Raw genomic sequence first — 12,831 nt, 5'->3', positions numbered from 1 at the left:
CCGCCGGCTGTAGGCAGTCAGATGACTCTGGATTGGCCGCGCAACAATCGTGCGCGGTGACGCGATGCAAGGGGGATGACATGGCTTTGGACGATCCGAAAACGCTGGTTTCAACCGAGTGGCTGGCAGCTCATCTAAAGGATCCGGATCTGCGCATTCTGGATGCCAGCTGGTATTTACCAGCCATGGGCCGCGATCCTAAAGCGGAATTTGCCGAAGCCCATATTCCCGGGGCACGCTTTTTTGACATCGACGACGTATCCGACGCCCGCAGCGAAATGCCCCACATGGCACCGCCGGTCGAAAAATTCATGTCCCGCCTGCGTGCCATGGGCGTCGGTGATGGACATCAGGTTGTTGTCTATGACGGTCACGGCATTTTTTCCGCGGCGCGCGTGTGGTGGCTGTTTCGTCTGATGGGCCAAATGGACATCGCCGTTCTGGACGGCGGCCTGCCAAAATGGATCAAGGAAGGCCGCGACACCGACGACCTGCCGCCAATGATCCGCGACCGACACATGACCGTGCGGCGCCAGAACCAAATGGTGCGCGACGTGACACAGGTGGCCCATGCCGCCAAGCTCGGCGATCATGAAATCCTTGATGCGCGCGGCGGCGAGCGCTTTCGCGGCGAAGCCCCAGAGCCCCGCGCCGGCCTACGCGCCGGACATATCCCGGGCTCCAAGAACATCCCGTTCACCACCGTGCTGAATGCGGACGGCACCATGAAATCGCCGGACGATCTGCGCGCCGTATTTGAAGCGGCCGGCGTCGATCTCGGCAAACCCGCCATCACCACCTGCGGATCGGGCGTCACCGCCGCGATCCTGAGCCTCGCCATGGAGCGGTTCGGCAAGTCCGATCATTCGCTCTATGACGGATCCTGGGCAGAATGGGGCGCCTTCCCCACCATGCCCGTAGCCACCGGAGAAGCCTGATGCTCACCAACCTCAAAGAGCAACCCAAAGACAAAATTCTCGGCCTGATGGCCCAGTACCGTGAAGACCCGCGCGCCACCAAGGTGGACCTGGGTGTGGGTGTCTACAAAAACGCCGAGGGCATCACCCCCGTGATGCGCGCCGTGAAAGCCGCCGAGCGCAAGCTGGTCGCTGAGCAGGAAACCAAGGCCTATACCGGTCTGGCAGGTGATCCGGCCTACTCGAGCGCGATGTGCGATCTGCTGCTAGCCGACAGCGCCGACCGCGCGCGTATCGCCGCAGCGGCGACTCCAGGCGGCACCGGCGCCGTGCGTCAGGCGTTTGAACTGGTGAAACAGATGAGTCCCAACGCGCGGGTGTTTGTGTCTGATCCGACTTGGCCGAACCACGTCAGCATCCTCGGCTACCTCGGCATCGAAGTTGTGAAATACCGCTATTTCGACGGCGAAACCCGTGGTGTGAACTTTGATGGCATGATGGAAGACCTTGCCGGCGCAACAGCCGACGACGTGATCCTGCTGCACGGCTGTTGCCACAACCCGACCGGCGCGAACCTGAACCTGACCCAATGGCAATCGGTGATCGACCTGATCCTTGCCAAAGGCTGCCTGCCGATGATCGACATCGCCTACCAAGGCTTTGGCGATGGTCTTGAGGAAGACGCCGCCCCGACCCGCCTTGTGGCGTCTCAGGTGCCGGAACTGCTGATCGCGGCGTCCTGCTCCAAGAACTTCGGCATCTACCGTGAACGCACCGGTCTTCTGATCGCGATGGGCGCGGATGCGGCCAACACGCCAGTGGTGCAAGGCAACCTCAACCACCTGAACCGCCAGAACTTCTCCTTCCCGCCGGACCACGGCGCACGAGTTGTGACCACGATCCTCACCGATCCGGAGCTGAAGGCAGACTGGATGGCGGAACTGGAAGAAACCCGTCTTGGCATGCTGGAACTGCGTCAGAAACTCGCGGATGAACTGCAGCGCCTGAGCGGCTCCGACCGGTTCGGCTTCCTCGCGCAGCACCGCGGCATGTTCAGCCTCTTGGGCACTACGCCCGATCTGGTCGAGAAAATGCGGGTGGATAACGCGATCTACATGGTTGGCGACAGCCGCATGAACATCGCAGGTCTGAACGAAAACACCATCCCGATGTTGGCCCAAGCCATCATCGACGCCGGCGTCTAAACCGCGCAACTTGTCATTACGAAAACGCCCCGCTTGCAAATGCGGGGCGTTTTTTATCCGCCAATCGTCAGATGCGCCAACAGCTCAGCCGCATTCCTGACCGCAAACCGCTTCAAAAGCCGCGCTCGCACGTCCTCAACCGTGCGCGGACTAAGCCCCAGCTCCCGCGCGATCTCCTTGCTGGTCAAACCACGCCCCAAGCCGCCCACCACCTGCCGCTCCCGCGGGCTCAACGATACCGGCGGGCCCTCGTGAATCACGGCAAAGCTCATGATCAACCGCGCCAGCGGATCCTCGGGTGTCAGCGTTTGCGCCCGAAACCTGCACCAGATTTGCCCACCATCCGCACGACGCATCATCCGCTCATCACTATAGGCATTGTCCAATCTCAACGGCGCCAGCCCGATATCGCGTACCTGCTCAAACTCCGCCGCAGTGTCATACAAAAGCCGAAACGACTGCCCCACCAACGCGTCGCGCGCATAGCCCAGCATCTCCGCAAAACTGCGGTTGCAGGCACGGATCACCCGATGTTCTGTCGCCACAATCCCAACCGGCGCCGCCTCATAGGCCAGCATGTCCCAATCCATCACCATCCCCTCAAACCGTAATCATACGGTATTGATACCGTAGCCCGACGCAAGCCACACTTGCGCCACTCCGGCTTCTTTCTTGCCCAAATACTCCCGCCGGAGGCACCCGCACGTCCCACACGCACACCGCCAGAGGCACTCATATGTCCGTCGATACAGACCGCTTGATGATCCGCATACAATCCATGCGCGACGAGCTGATTCAACTCACGCAGGATCTGATCCGCATCCCGACGCTCAACCCGCCAGGCGATTGCTACCGCGACATCTGTGATTATCTCGACACCCGACTCACCCGTCACGGCTTTGACACGCAACTGATCCGCGCCCATGGCGCGCCCGGCGACAGCGACAAATTTCCGCGATGGAATATTGTCGCGCATAAATCCGGCCATCACCCCGGCGACTGCGTGCATTTCAACAGCCACACCGATGTGGTGGAGGTCGGCCATGGCTGGACCTTTGATCCGTTTGGCGGCGAAGTACATGACGGCAAAATTTACGGGCGCGGGGCCTGTGACATGAAAGGCGGGCTTGCAGCCTCTATCATCGCCGCCGAAGCCTTCATCGCCGAATTCCCCGATTTTCACGGCGCCATCGAAATCTCCGGCACGGCGGATGAGGAATCCGGCGGCTATGGCGGTGTCGCCCATCTGGCCGAGCAGGGGTTTTTCGCCCCCGAACGCGTGCAGCATGTCATCATCCCCGAACCCCTGAACAAAGACCGCATCTGTTTGGGCCATCGTGGCGGCTGGTGGGCCGAAATCGAAACCTTCGGCGAAATCGCCCACGGCTCCATGCCTTTCCTCGGAGATTGCGCCGTGCGCCACATGGGGGCGGTTTTGGACAAATTCGAATCCGATCTCTTCCCCGCCATGGCAGCCCGTCACACCGACATGCCGGTTGTGCCCGAGGGTGCGCGCTCCTCGACCATGAACATCAACTCAATCCACGGCGGCCAGCCGGAACAGCCCGAAGACTACACAGGTCTGCCCGCCCATTGTGTGCCAGACAGTTGCCGCATCGTGATTGACCGCCGCTATCTGGCGGAAGAAAACCACGCGCAGGTCTCCGGTGAGGTGAAACAGCTGCTGCAAGATCTCGCGCAAAACCGTGAAAACTTCCGCTTCGAGATGCGCGAACTCAATCATGTCGCACCCTCGATGACCGACCGTGCCGCGCCGGTCGTGTCCACAGTTGACCGCGCCATTCACGACGTCTTGGGCAAGGCGCCAGACTACGTCGCCAGCCCCGGAACCTACGATCAGAAACACATTGATCGCATCGGCAAACTCAAGAATTGCATCGCCTATGGGCCCGGAATCCTTGAGTTGGCGCACAAACCGGACGAATATATCGGTATTGACGACATGATCGACAGCGCCAAGGTCATGGCCCACAGCCTGACCCAACTGCTTTTACCACAAGAATAAAAACAACAAAAATTAGGGAGAGAGACTATGAAATACCGCACGTTCCTTTTGGCCAGCGCCCTGCCGCTCGCCTTTGCCACGGCCGTCAGCGCCCAAAGCGACATCACCGTCGCACTCCAACTTGAGCCGCCGCATCTTGATCCGACGTCCGCCGCGGCCGGAGCCATTGACTCGGTGCTATATTCCAACGTCTTTGAAGGTCTCACCCGTTTTGCCTCCGACGGCGCGATTGTTCCTGGCCTCGCCAAAAGCTGGGAAATCTCCGAGGACGGTCTGACCTACACCTTTATGCTCAACGACGGTGTGACCTTCCATGACGGCACGACCATGGACGCCGAGGATGTGAAATTCTCGCTGGACCGCGCCCGCGCCGAAGACAGCGTGAATGCGCAAAAAGCGCTCTTTTCGGGCATCTCTGATGTGACCGCCGTTGATCCCGCCACGGTCCAAATCACCCTCTCGGAGCCGAACGGCAGTCTGCTCTTCAACCTCGCATGGGGCGACGCGGTGATCGTGGCACCAGAGAGCATTGAAAACATCAAATCCGCGCCGGTCGGCACCGGAGCGTTCAAATTTTCAAACTGGGTGCAGGGCGACAAGATCGAGCTGATGCGCAACGACGCCTATTGGGGAACACCGGCCATTCTTGAGAACGTGACCTTCAAGTTCATCTCAGATCCCACAGCCGCCATGTCCGCCATGATGGCCGAAGACATTGACGTGTTCTCCGGTTTTCCGACGCCAGAGGCGCTGCCACAATTTGAGGCCGATCCGCGCTTTCAGGTCATTGTCGGCAACTCCGAAGGCGAAACCATCCTGTCCACCAACAACAAAATGCCGCCTCTGGACAACGTGAAGGTGCGCAAAGCCATCGCCCATGCGATTGACCGGCAAGCGATCATTGACGGCGCCATGTTTGGCCTTGGCACGCCCATCGGTACCCACTTCGCGCCGCACCATCCGGACTATGTCGATCTGACCGGCAACTCGGCCTACGATCCCGAGCTGTCCAAGAAACTGCTGGCCGAGGCTGGCTTTGCCGACGGGTTCACCACCACGTTGAAACTGCCGCCGCCGTCCTACGCCCGTCGCGGAGGTGAAATCATCGCGGCTCAGCTGCGCGCTGTGGGCATCGAAACCGAAATCAGCAATCTGGAATGGGCGCAATGGCTGGAACAGGTCTTCCGTGGCAAAGACTACGGTCTGACCATCGTCAGCCATACAGAACCCTTCGACATCGGCATCTATGCGCGGCCGGACTACTACTTCCAGTATGGTAGGCCCGAGTTCCAGCAGATCATGGAAACCTTGAACAAATCCACCGCGCCTGCGGAACGCACCGCCCTTCTGGCTCTCGCGCAAACGATGATCTCGGAGGACTATGTGAACGGCTACCTGTTCCAGCTCGCCTTCCCCACCGTGGCCAAAGCCGGCGTTCAGGGTCTTTGGGAAAATGCGCCAACCCAGGCCACCGACCTGACTGCGGTCAGCTGGGCCAACTAACACTCCCCGCGTCGGCAGCCCTCGGACCTCTTCCCCGACCTGCCGGCGCACCTACTCCGAAAGCCCCCGACATGATCGACCTTACCCCTGCCGGTTCCGTGCCCAGTCGCAAAGGCCCAGCCGAGTATTTCACTGGCACTGTGCGCCTTGATATCATCACCGAAAGCCGCTCACCGTCACAGGTTTTTGCCGCGCGCGTGACTTTTGAACCGGGCGCGCGCACCGCGTGGCACACACACCCTGTGGGCCAAATTTTGCATGTGGTGTCCGGCTGTGGCCTGATCGCGCTGCGCGGCGAAGCGCCCCGCATTATCCGCCCCGGAGACAGCATCTGGATTGAGCCCGACGTCGAACACTGGCACGGCGCAGGTCCAGACACCGGAATGTGCCATGTCGCCATTCAGGATGTAAAAGACGGCTCCGGCGCGAACTGGCTCGAACATGTCTGCGACGACGACTATCTGATGCCCGCCACCTAAATGCTGCGCTACACCCTCAAACGCCTGCTCTCGCTGTTGATCAGCCTCGCCATCGCCTCGGTGGTGATTTTTGCCGTGATCGAAATTGCCCCCGGCGACCCCGCAAGCTTTATGCTTGGCCTCAACGCACAGCCCGACACCGTCGCTGCCCTGCGCGCTGAACTGGGTCTCGATGTTCCAAAATCCGAACGGTATTTCAACTGGATTGGCGGCATGATGACCGGTGACTTTGGCATGTCCTACACATACCGCACCCCCGTTGCGGAAATGATTACGGACCGCATCTGGGTCTCACTCCCCCTCGCGCTCTATGCGCTCACACTCTCAACGCTCATCGCCTTCCCCGTCGGCATCTATGCAGCGTCCCGCCGTGGCCAAGCCGGCGACATGGCCGTCATGGGCGCCACCCAACTCGGCATTGCTGTGCCGAACTTCTGGTTCGCCATGATGCTCGTTCTGATCTTCGCCATCAACCTGCGCTGGTTCTCTGCCGGCGGCTTTGTCGGCTGGGACAAAGGCCTGTTGCCCGCCCTCAAGTCTCTGACATTGCCCGCCATCGCACTCGCTTTGCCGCAGTCGGCTATCCTTGCCCGCGTCATGCGCTCCTCGCTTTTGGACATCCTCAGCGAGGACTTCATGCGCACCGCCCGTGCCAAAGGTCTGACACGACGCCAAACCCTTTTCCGTCATGGCCTCAGAAACGCGCTTATTCCCGTTCTGACCATTATCGGCATGCAATTCGCCTTCCTGCTCGCGGGCGGCATCATCATCGAACAGGTCTTCTTCCTGCCCGGCCTTGGCCGCCTCATCTTCCAGGCCATCTCGTCCCGCGACCTGATCGTTGTGGAAAGCGTGGTCATGCTCTTGGTGTTCCTCGTGATCATGGTCAATTTCGTGGTCGATCTTGCCTATGCCGCCGTTGATCCCCGTCTGAGGTCCCGCACATGAGGCTTTCGCGCAATATCCTCTTCGGCAGCCTGCTCTGCTCCGTGATCCTCGCCTGCGCCCTGATCAGTTTTATCTGGACGCCCTACGACATCACGCAGATGGACATCCCCAACAAATTGCAAACCCCCACGGCCGCGCACTGGCTCGGTACCGATCATTTCGGTCGCGATATCTTCTCCATGATCATGGTCGGCGCACGCACCTCGCTTGCGGTGGCACTGGTGGCGGTGGGCATCGGTATGGGCATCGGCGTGCCCCTCGGCCTCTGGGCAGCGGCACAAAGCGGCGGTTGGGTCGATGAAATCATCATGCGTGGCAACGACCTCATCTTCGCCTTCCCCAGCCTTGTGATCGCCATCCTGATCACCGCCATCCTCGGCCCGGGCGCAATCAACGCCATCATCGCCATCGGCATCTTCAACATCCCTGTATTCGCCCGCCTCACCCGCGCCGGCGCGCTCCCCCTCTGGCAACGTGAATTCATTCTCGCCGCGCGGGTGGCAGGCAAATCCGCCGCCCGCATTTCGACCGAGCATATCCTGCCCAACGTCGCCAACCTTCTGATCGTGCAGGGCACCATCCAGTTCTCCCTCGGCATTCTCGCCGAAGCAGGCCTTTCCTACATCGGTCTTGGCGCTCAGCCCCCGACCCCCTCATGGGGCCGCATGCTGGCCGACGCGCAAACCATGGTCGCCTTCGCGCCCCACCTCGCCCTGATTCCCGGCCTCGCCATTATCTCCGCCGTTCTTGGCCTCAACCTTCTCGGCGACGGCTTGCGCGACCACCTCGACCCGAAAATCAGGGTGATGCGCACATGACACTGCTGTCCGTTGAAAACCTCTCGCTTTCGATCGGTTCGCTGCCGATCCTGCGCGATGTGACCTTCTCCATCGAGCCTGGTGAAATCGTCGCCATCACGGGCGAAAGCGGTTCCGGCAAATCCATGACCGCCTTTTCCGTCATGCAACTCCTGCCCGAAAGCGCCACAACGCAGGGCGCGATCCATCTTAATGGCCGCAACCTTCTGACCTTGCCCGAAGCTGACCTTTGCGCCATGCGCGGCAACGACGTCGGCATGGTGTTTCAAGAGCCTATGACCGCGCTCAACCCCGTAAAGACGATCGGCGATCAAGTGGCCGAAACCATCCTGATCCACTCCACCGCCACTCAAGCCGAGGCCCAATCACAAGCTGCCACCATGCTCGCCCGCGTCGGCCTTCCCCAAGACCGCTTTCCCCTGTCTCGCTACCCGCACGAACTCTCTGGTGGTCAGCGTCAGCGCGTGGTGATCGCCATGGCCATCGCCCGCCGCCCGCGCCTCCTGATCGCGGACGAGCCCACCACGGCGCTCGACGTCACCACGCAGGCCCGCATCCTCGACCTGCTCAAAGACCTCGTGAATGAGTTCGACATGGGCCTTTTGATGATCACCCACGATCTCGCCGTCGTCGCCGACATGGCACACCGCATCATCGTCATGCGCCACGGTGAAATCGTTGAGCAAGGCGACACGCAAACCCTGCTCGCCACCATGAGCCATTCCTACACCAAGGCCTTGTTTGAAGCTTCCAGCCATCAGGTCGACCTACCCGAACCTTCCGAAGGCCACATCCCGATCCTGTCGGTGGAAAACGCCACCCGCGACTACCCCTTGCCGCGCACCGGCCTCTTTGCGCCGCGCCAACACGCCCGCGCCGTGAATGCCGTCTCCTTTGACATTCACCACGGCGAACGTTTGGGCCTCGTGGGAGAATCCGGCTGCGGCAAGTCTACCCTGACCCGCGCGATTCTCGGCCTTGAGCCGCTGCAATCCGGCACGATCACCGCTTTCGGCGTCGAAGTTTCGCCAAGCATGCCCGCCGCCCAGCGCGTCAAAACCCAAGTTGTCTTCCAAGACCCTTACGGCAGCTTCAACCCGCGCCACCGCGTCGCCCGCATTCTGAGCGAACCTTTTTACCTCGCCCCCGATGCCCCGAAAGGCGAAGCCCTCACCGAAACCATCGCCACCGTTCTCACCGACGTCGGCCTCGCGCCCTCGGACGCAACCAAATACATCCACGAATTTTCTGGCGGCCAACGCCAACGCATCGCCATCGCCCGCGCCTTGATCACCAAACCGGAACTCATCATTTTTGACGAAGCGGTCTCGGCGCTGGATGTCTCCATCCGCGCGCAAATCCTCGACCTAATTGCCGATCTCTCGCGCCGCCACAACCTCGCCTACCTCTTCATCTCCCACGACCTGTCGGTGGTGCGCACCGTGACCGACCGCGTGCTGGTGATGCAATCCGGCGAAATCGTCGAACAGGGCGACACCGACGCCGTCTTCACAAACCCACAACACCCCTACACGCGCAGCCTGATCGCCGCCGCGCCCGTCCTGCCCGATCTCAAGGAACTTTCCGATGCACCTGCCTGACCTGCCCTTTGCCCCCACCCTCTGCCTGATCGGCGGTCATTGGGTGGCTGCACAAAGCAACGACACCCTCGATCTGACCAACCCCTCCGATGGCTCTGGCCTCGCCGCCATTGCACGCGGCACGTCTGCTGACATCGACACCGCCGTCGCCGCTGCCCACCAAGCGCGCGCAGGCGTTTGGGGCAAATCCACCGCCGCCGAGCGCGGCCGCATCCTGATGCGCATTGGTGAACTGGTGAAAGAAAACGCAGAAACTCTGGCCCTGCTCGAAGCTTTGGACGTCGGCAAACCCCTGACGCAGGCGAAAAACGACGTCACCGCCCTCGCCCGCTACATGGAATTCTACGGCGGCGCGGCCGACAAAGTGCACGGCGAAACCATCCCTTACCTGGACGGCTACACCGTCTACACCCTGCGCGAACCCTTCGGCGTCACTGGCCACATCGTGCCGTGGAACTACCCGATGCAGATCATCGGCCGCTCCGTCGGCGCGGCCCTCGCCATGGGCAACGCCTGCGTCTTGAAACCCGCCGAAGAGGCCTGCCTCACCGCCCTCGCCTTCGCCGATCTTGCCATGCAAGCCGGCCTACCCGCCGGTGCGCTCAACGTCGTGCCGGGCCTTGGGGCCGAGGCTGGCGCCGCCCTCGCAGGTCACGCAGACATCCAACACATCTCCTTCACCGGCTCCGTGAACACAGGCCGACTGGTGCAAACTGCCGCCGCACAAAACGTCATCCCCGTTACGCTGGAACTTGGCGGCAAATCCCCGCAACTGGTCTTTGCCGACGCAAATCTGGACGCCGCGCTGCCTTTCCTTGTGAACGCAGGCATCCAGAACGCAGGCCAAACCTGCTCCGCCTCCTCCCGCATCTTGGTTGAACGCGCGGTCTATGACGAGGTCACAACCCGCATGGCCGCCGCTTACGCCGACATGCGCGCCGCCCCAGCCATTGAGGACGCCACCCTCGGCCCCCTGATCTCAGCCCGTCAAAAAGACCTCGTCACCGACTTCCTCAGCAAAGGCGCCGACCTCAACATGGCCGCCCAGGGCCAGATCGCCACCGACGCCGCCGGCCACTACGTCGCGCCAACCCTCTTTGCCGACGTGCCGCCCGACCACACACTCGCCCAAGATGAGATCTTCGGGCCCGTGCAAGTTCTGATCCCCTTCGACACCGAAGACGAAGCGCTGCAAATCGCCAACTCCACCAAATACGGTCTCGTCGCCTCTGTCTGGTCCCAAAACGGCGCCCGCCAAATGCGCCTCGCCAAAAAGCTGAACGCCGGCCAAGTCTTCCTCAACAATTATGGCGCAGGCGGCGGCGTCGAACTGCCGTTTGGCGGCACCGGCCACTCCGGCCACGGCCGCGAAAAAGGCTTTGAGGCCCTCTTCCACTTCTCCCAACTCAAAACCGTCGCCGCGCTGCACGGCTGACCACCCCGCCCTTCTTTCTTGCCCAAATACTCCCGCCGGAGGCATCCGACGGCCACAACAAGGACCAAATCCAATGCGTCTTGCAAACAAAACAGCCATCGTCACCGGCGGCGCCCAGGGCTTTGGCGCAGGCATCGTCGACAAATTTCTGACCGAGGGCGCCCGCGTTCTGGTGGCAGACATCAACTGCGACACCGCCGAAGCCAAAGCTGCCGAAAACGACAACGCCTTCGCATGCCAAGCCGATGTTTCAAACCGCGCCAGCGTGCAGGCCATGATCGACACCGCCCTTTCCGCATGGGGCCAGATCGACATTCTGGTGAACAACGCAGGCGTCACCCACCTGCCCACCCCGCTCGAAGATGTCAGCGAGGACGACTTCGACCGCGTCTTCGCCGTGAACTGCAAATCCATCTACCTCACAGCCCAAGCACTCGTGCCGCACATGAAATCCCGCGGTCAGGGCGCGATCCTGAACATTTCATCCACCGCAGGCCTCTCCCCGCGCCCCAATCTGAACTGGTACAACGCCTCCAAAGGCTGGGCCAACGTCGCCACCAAAACCATGGCCGTCGAACTGGCCCCGCACGGCATCCGCGTAAACGCCCTCAATCCCGTAGCGGGCGAAACACCGCTCCTGAAATCCTTCATGGGTGAAGACACACCGGAAGTGCGCGCCAAATTCCTCTCCACCATCCCGCTCGGCCGCTTCTCCCAACCCGAAGATATGGGCAACGCCGCCGCATTCCTTTGCTCGGACGAGGCCAGCATGATCACCGGTACGTTGATGGAGGTGGACGGCGGGCGCTGTATCTGACGTCGCGGGTGCGGCTACAGCGCGATCAGGTGGTTGTCAAAAGACAAGGGGTGCCGCGCGCTGATCCGATCTTCAATACCGATCACCAGCCCCGTGCCTGTGGTCGCAATCATGCCGCCGCGTGATCCGTTGATCCCGCAAACGTCCGCCGCTCCGACTGCGCCCAAAAACCGACCGCTGGCGCTGTCAAATCTTTGCACAAAGCCACCGCGCGGGCTGGAAATCGCGACCCAGTTCTTACTGCCGCAATAAGCCACGCTTCCGGCATATCCCTTCATCGCCAGATGGGGCGCTTCCGGTGCTTCGCAAAAGACCGGCGCCTGTCGCAGAACATGCAGCCCGAGCAACACCGGCGCATCCCACGCATCCCCTTGCCACTGCATCGCAAAAGCAACTTGCCCACGAGGCCCGACCGACAGGTGCCGGACCGAATTCAAGCGCCATTCATCTGGCAACTGCACACGCTGCGCGACGCTGCCCTCCCCATCCACATAGGTCAGGTTCGGCCGCATTGTGCGCAGGTTCAGCTTTTCACGTCCGGTTTCTGGGTGTGTTTGAATTCCACCATTGGCCACGGCGAACAGTTCCAGCTCGGGCACATGCACGATTTCATGCGGCCCGATGCCGCCTGAGGCAAACTCGCCCAACCGCCGATACCCATTGGCCGCATCCCAAACACCAATTACCCCTGCAGCGCCGTCAAAATCATTCTCTGTGGTAAAAAGCCGCCTTCCATCGCGAGAAAACGTGCCGTGTCCGTAAAAGTGCCGCCCCTGAGGCGCCTCAAGCCGTGCCAGAACCGTTCCGTCGGAGCAGTCCAAAACCACCGCATATGTCCCTGGGCGCCGCGCAAAAGCCACAGCTTCCGCCCGCTCCGGATGGGCGGCCGCCGCATGGCCCCGTGCAGGCAAATCCACCTCAAACGCCAACGCACCGTCGCCACGTAAACCCACCAGCACATAGCCGCCTTTGGGTCGCCGCGCCGCGCTCAGATACTTAGGGTTTCCGACCGACGCCCAACCGCGGATCGGCATCAAACCAGCCGCCAAAACCCCTGCCAGAAACCGCCGCCGCGTCGCCAT

Annotated in this window: 12 protein-coding genes; 10 read left to right on the top strand and 2 right to left on the bottom strand. The window is 61.5% G+C overall.

All coding sequences use genetic code 11. The features are described 5' to 3' along the window. Window positions 1-80: 80 nt before the first annotated feature. The gene (gene sseA, locus BM069_RS10070; RefSeq protein WP_170846723.1) at window positions 81-938 is read left to right on the top strand and encodes a 3-mercaptopyruvate sulfurtransferase; all 858 of its coding nucleotides are present in this window, start codon (window positions 81-83) and stop codon (window positions 936-938) included. After that, entirely contained in the window at window positions 938-2,122 is a 1,185-nt protein-coding gene (locus BM069_RS10065) for an amino acid aminotransferase (RefSeq protein ID WP_093323381.1), read from the top strand. The genes sseA and BM069_RS10065 overlap by 1 nt, the downstream gene beginning before the upstream one ends. Window positions 2,123-2,175: 53 nt before the next feature. Here the strand turns inward: BM069_RS10065 and BM069_RS10060 are convergent, their stop codons facing one another. Then, complete coding sequence (locus tag BM069_RS10060; RefSeq protein WP_244503586.1) at window positions 2,176-2,712, bottom strand: PAS and helix-turn-helix domain-containing protein; 537 nt, start codon at window positions 2,710-2,712, stop codon at window positions 2,176-2,178. 146 nt (window positions 2,713-2,858) lie between these two features. Between BM069_RS10060 and BM069_RS10055 the strand changes: the two genes are divergently transcribed. The 8 genes from BM069_RS10055 to BM069_RS10020 all read left to right on the top strand — a co-directional run bounded on the left by BM069_RS10055 (window position 2,859) and on the right by BM069_RS10020 (window position 11,749). Then, window positions 2,859-4,148 (top strand): acetylornithine deacetylase/succinyl-diaminopimelate desuccinylase family protein, encoded by a 1,290-nt coding sequence (locus tag BM069_RS10055; protein WP_170846722.1) that lies wholly within the window; start codon window positions 2,859-2,861, stop codon window positions 4,146-4,148. 27 nt (window positions 4,149-4,175) lie between these two features. Next, window positions 4,176-5,651, top strand: a complete 1,476-nt coding sequence (locus tag BM069_RS10050) for an ABC transporter substrate-binding protein (RefSeq protein WP_093323378.1) — start codon at window positions 4,176-4,178, stop codon at window positions 5,649-5,651. A gap of 71 nt (window positions 5,652-5,722) precedes the next feature. After that, window positions 5,723-6,130 (top strand): (R)-mandelonitrile lyase, encoded by a 408-nt coding sequence (locus tag BM069_RS10045; RefSeq protein ID WP_093323377.1) that lies wholly within the window; start codon window positions 5,723-5,725, stop codon window positions 6,128-6,130. Further along, entirely contained in the window at window positions 6,131-7,078 is a 948-nt protein-coding gene (locus BM069_RS10040) for an ABC transporter permease (RefSeq protein WP_093323375.1), read from the top strand. It begins immediately after the preceding gene. Next, window positions 7,075-7,896, top strand: coding sequence for an ABC transporter permease (locus tag BM069_RS10035; RefSeq protein WP_093323373.1), 822 nt, complete (start codon window positions 7,075-7,077; stop codon window positions 7,894-7,896). The genes BM069_RS10040 and BM069_RS10035 overlap by 4 nt, the downstream gene beginning before the upstream one ends. Beyond that, the gene (locus tag BM069_RS10030; RefSeq protein WP_093323371.1) at window positions 7,893-9,497 is read left to right on the top strand and encodes an ABC transporter ATP-binding protein; all 1,605 of its coding nucleotides are present in this window, start codon (window positions 7,893-7,895) and stop codon (window positions 9,495-9,497) included. The genes BM069_RS10035 and BM069_RS10030 overlap by 4 nt, the downstream gene beginning before the upstream one ends. Next, window positions 9,484-10,932: an aldehyde dehydrogenase family protein gene (locus BM069_RS10025; protein WP_093323370.1), complete on the top strand. Its 1,449-nt coding sequence runs from the start codon at window positions 9,484-9,486 to the stop codon at window positions 10,930-10,932. The genes BM069_RS10030 and BM069_RS10025 overlap by 14 nt, the downstream gene beginning before the upstream one ends. 73 nt (window positions 10,933-11,005) lie before the next feature. Beyond that, window positions 11,006-11,749, top strand: a complete 744-nt coding sequence (locus tag BM069_RS10020) for an SDR family oxidoreductase (RefSeq protein WP_093323368.1) — start codon at window positions 11,006-11,008, stop codon at window positions 11,747-11,749. A 14-nt stretch (window positions 11,750-11,763) separates the two neighbouring features. Here the strand turns inward: BM069_RS10020 and BM069_RS10015 are convergent, their stop codons facing one another. Continuing rightward, a complete protein-coding gene (locus tag BM069_RS10015) occupies window positions 11,764-12,831 on the bottom strand; it encodes a DUF1513 domain-containing protein (RefSeq protein WP_093323366.1) in 1,068 nt (355 codons plus the stop codon).

This window comes from Shimia haliotis (assembly GCF_900114415.1).
GTDB lineage: Bacteria > Pseudomonadota > Alphaproteobacteria > Rhodobacterales > Rhodobacteraceae > Shimia > Shimia haliotis.
Note: the sequence above shows the minus strand (reverse complement) of the source record. Positions and strands in the feature narration are given on the sequence as shown.

Bases quoted from the DNA above. Each gene is read 5' to 3' on its own strand.
- sseA (WP_170846723.1), top strand. From the start codon at position 81: ATGGCTTTGGACGATCCGAAAACGCTGGTTTCAACCGAGTGGCTGGCA.
- BM069_RS10065 (WP_093323381.1), top strand. From the start codon at position 938: ATGCTCACCAACCTCAAAGAGCAACCCAAAGACAAAATTCTCGGCCTG.
- BM069_RS10060 (WP_244503586.1), bottom strand. From the start codon at position 2,712: ATGGATTGGGACATGCTGGCCTATGAGGCGGCGCCGGTTGGGATTGTG.
- BM069_RS10055 (WP_170846722.1), top strand. From the start codon at position 2,859: ATGTCCGTCGATACAGACCGCTTGATGATCCGCATACAATCCATGCGC.
- BM069_RS10050 (WP_093323378.1), top strand. From the start codon at position 4,176: ATGAAATACCGCACGTTCCTTTTGGCCAGCGCCCTGCCGCTCGCCTTT.
- BM069_RS10045 (WP_093323377.1), top strand. From the start codon at position 5,723: ATGATCGACCTTACCCCTGCCGGTTCCGTGCCCAGTCGCAAAGGCCCA.
- BM069_RS10040 (WP_093323375.1), top strand. From the start codon at position 6,131: ATGCTGCGCTACACCCTCAAACGCCTGCTCTCGCTGTTGATCAGCCTC.
- BM069_RS10035 (WP_093323373.1), top strand. From the start codon at position 7,075: ATGAGGCTTTCGCGCAATATCCTCTTCGGCAGCCTGCTCTGCTCCGTG.
- BM069_RS10030 (WP_093323371.1), top strand. From the start codon at position 7,893: ATGACACTGCTGTCCGTTGAAAACCTCTCGCTTTCGATCGGTTCGCTG.
- BM069_RS10025 (WP_093323370.1), top strand. From the start codon at position 9,484: ATGCACCTGCCTGACCTGCCCTTTGCCCCCACCCTCTGCCTGATCGGC.
- BM069_RS10020 (WP_093323368.1), top strand. From the start codon at position 11,006: ATGCGTCTTGCAAACAAAACAGCCATCGTCACCGGCGGCGCCCAGGGC.
- BM069_RS10015 (WP_093323366.1), bottom strand. From the start codon at position 12,831: ATGGCGACGCGGCGGCGGTTTCTGGCAGGGGTTTTGGCGGCTGGTTTG.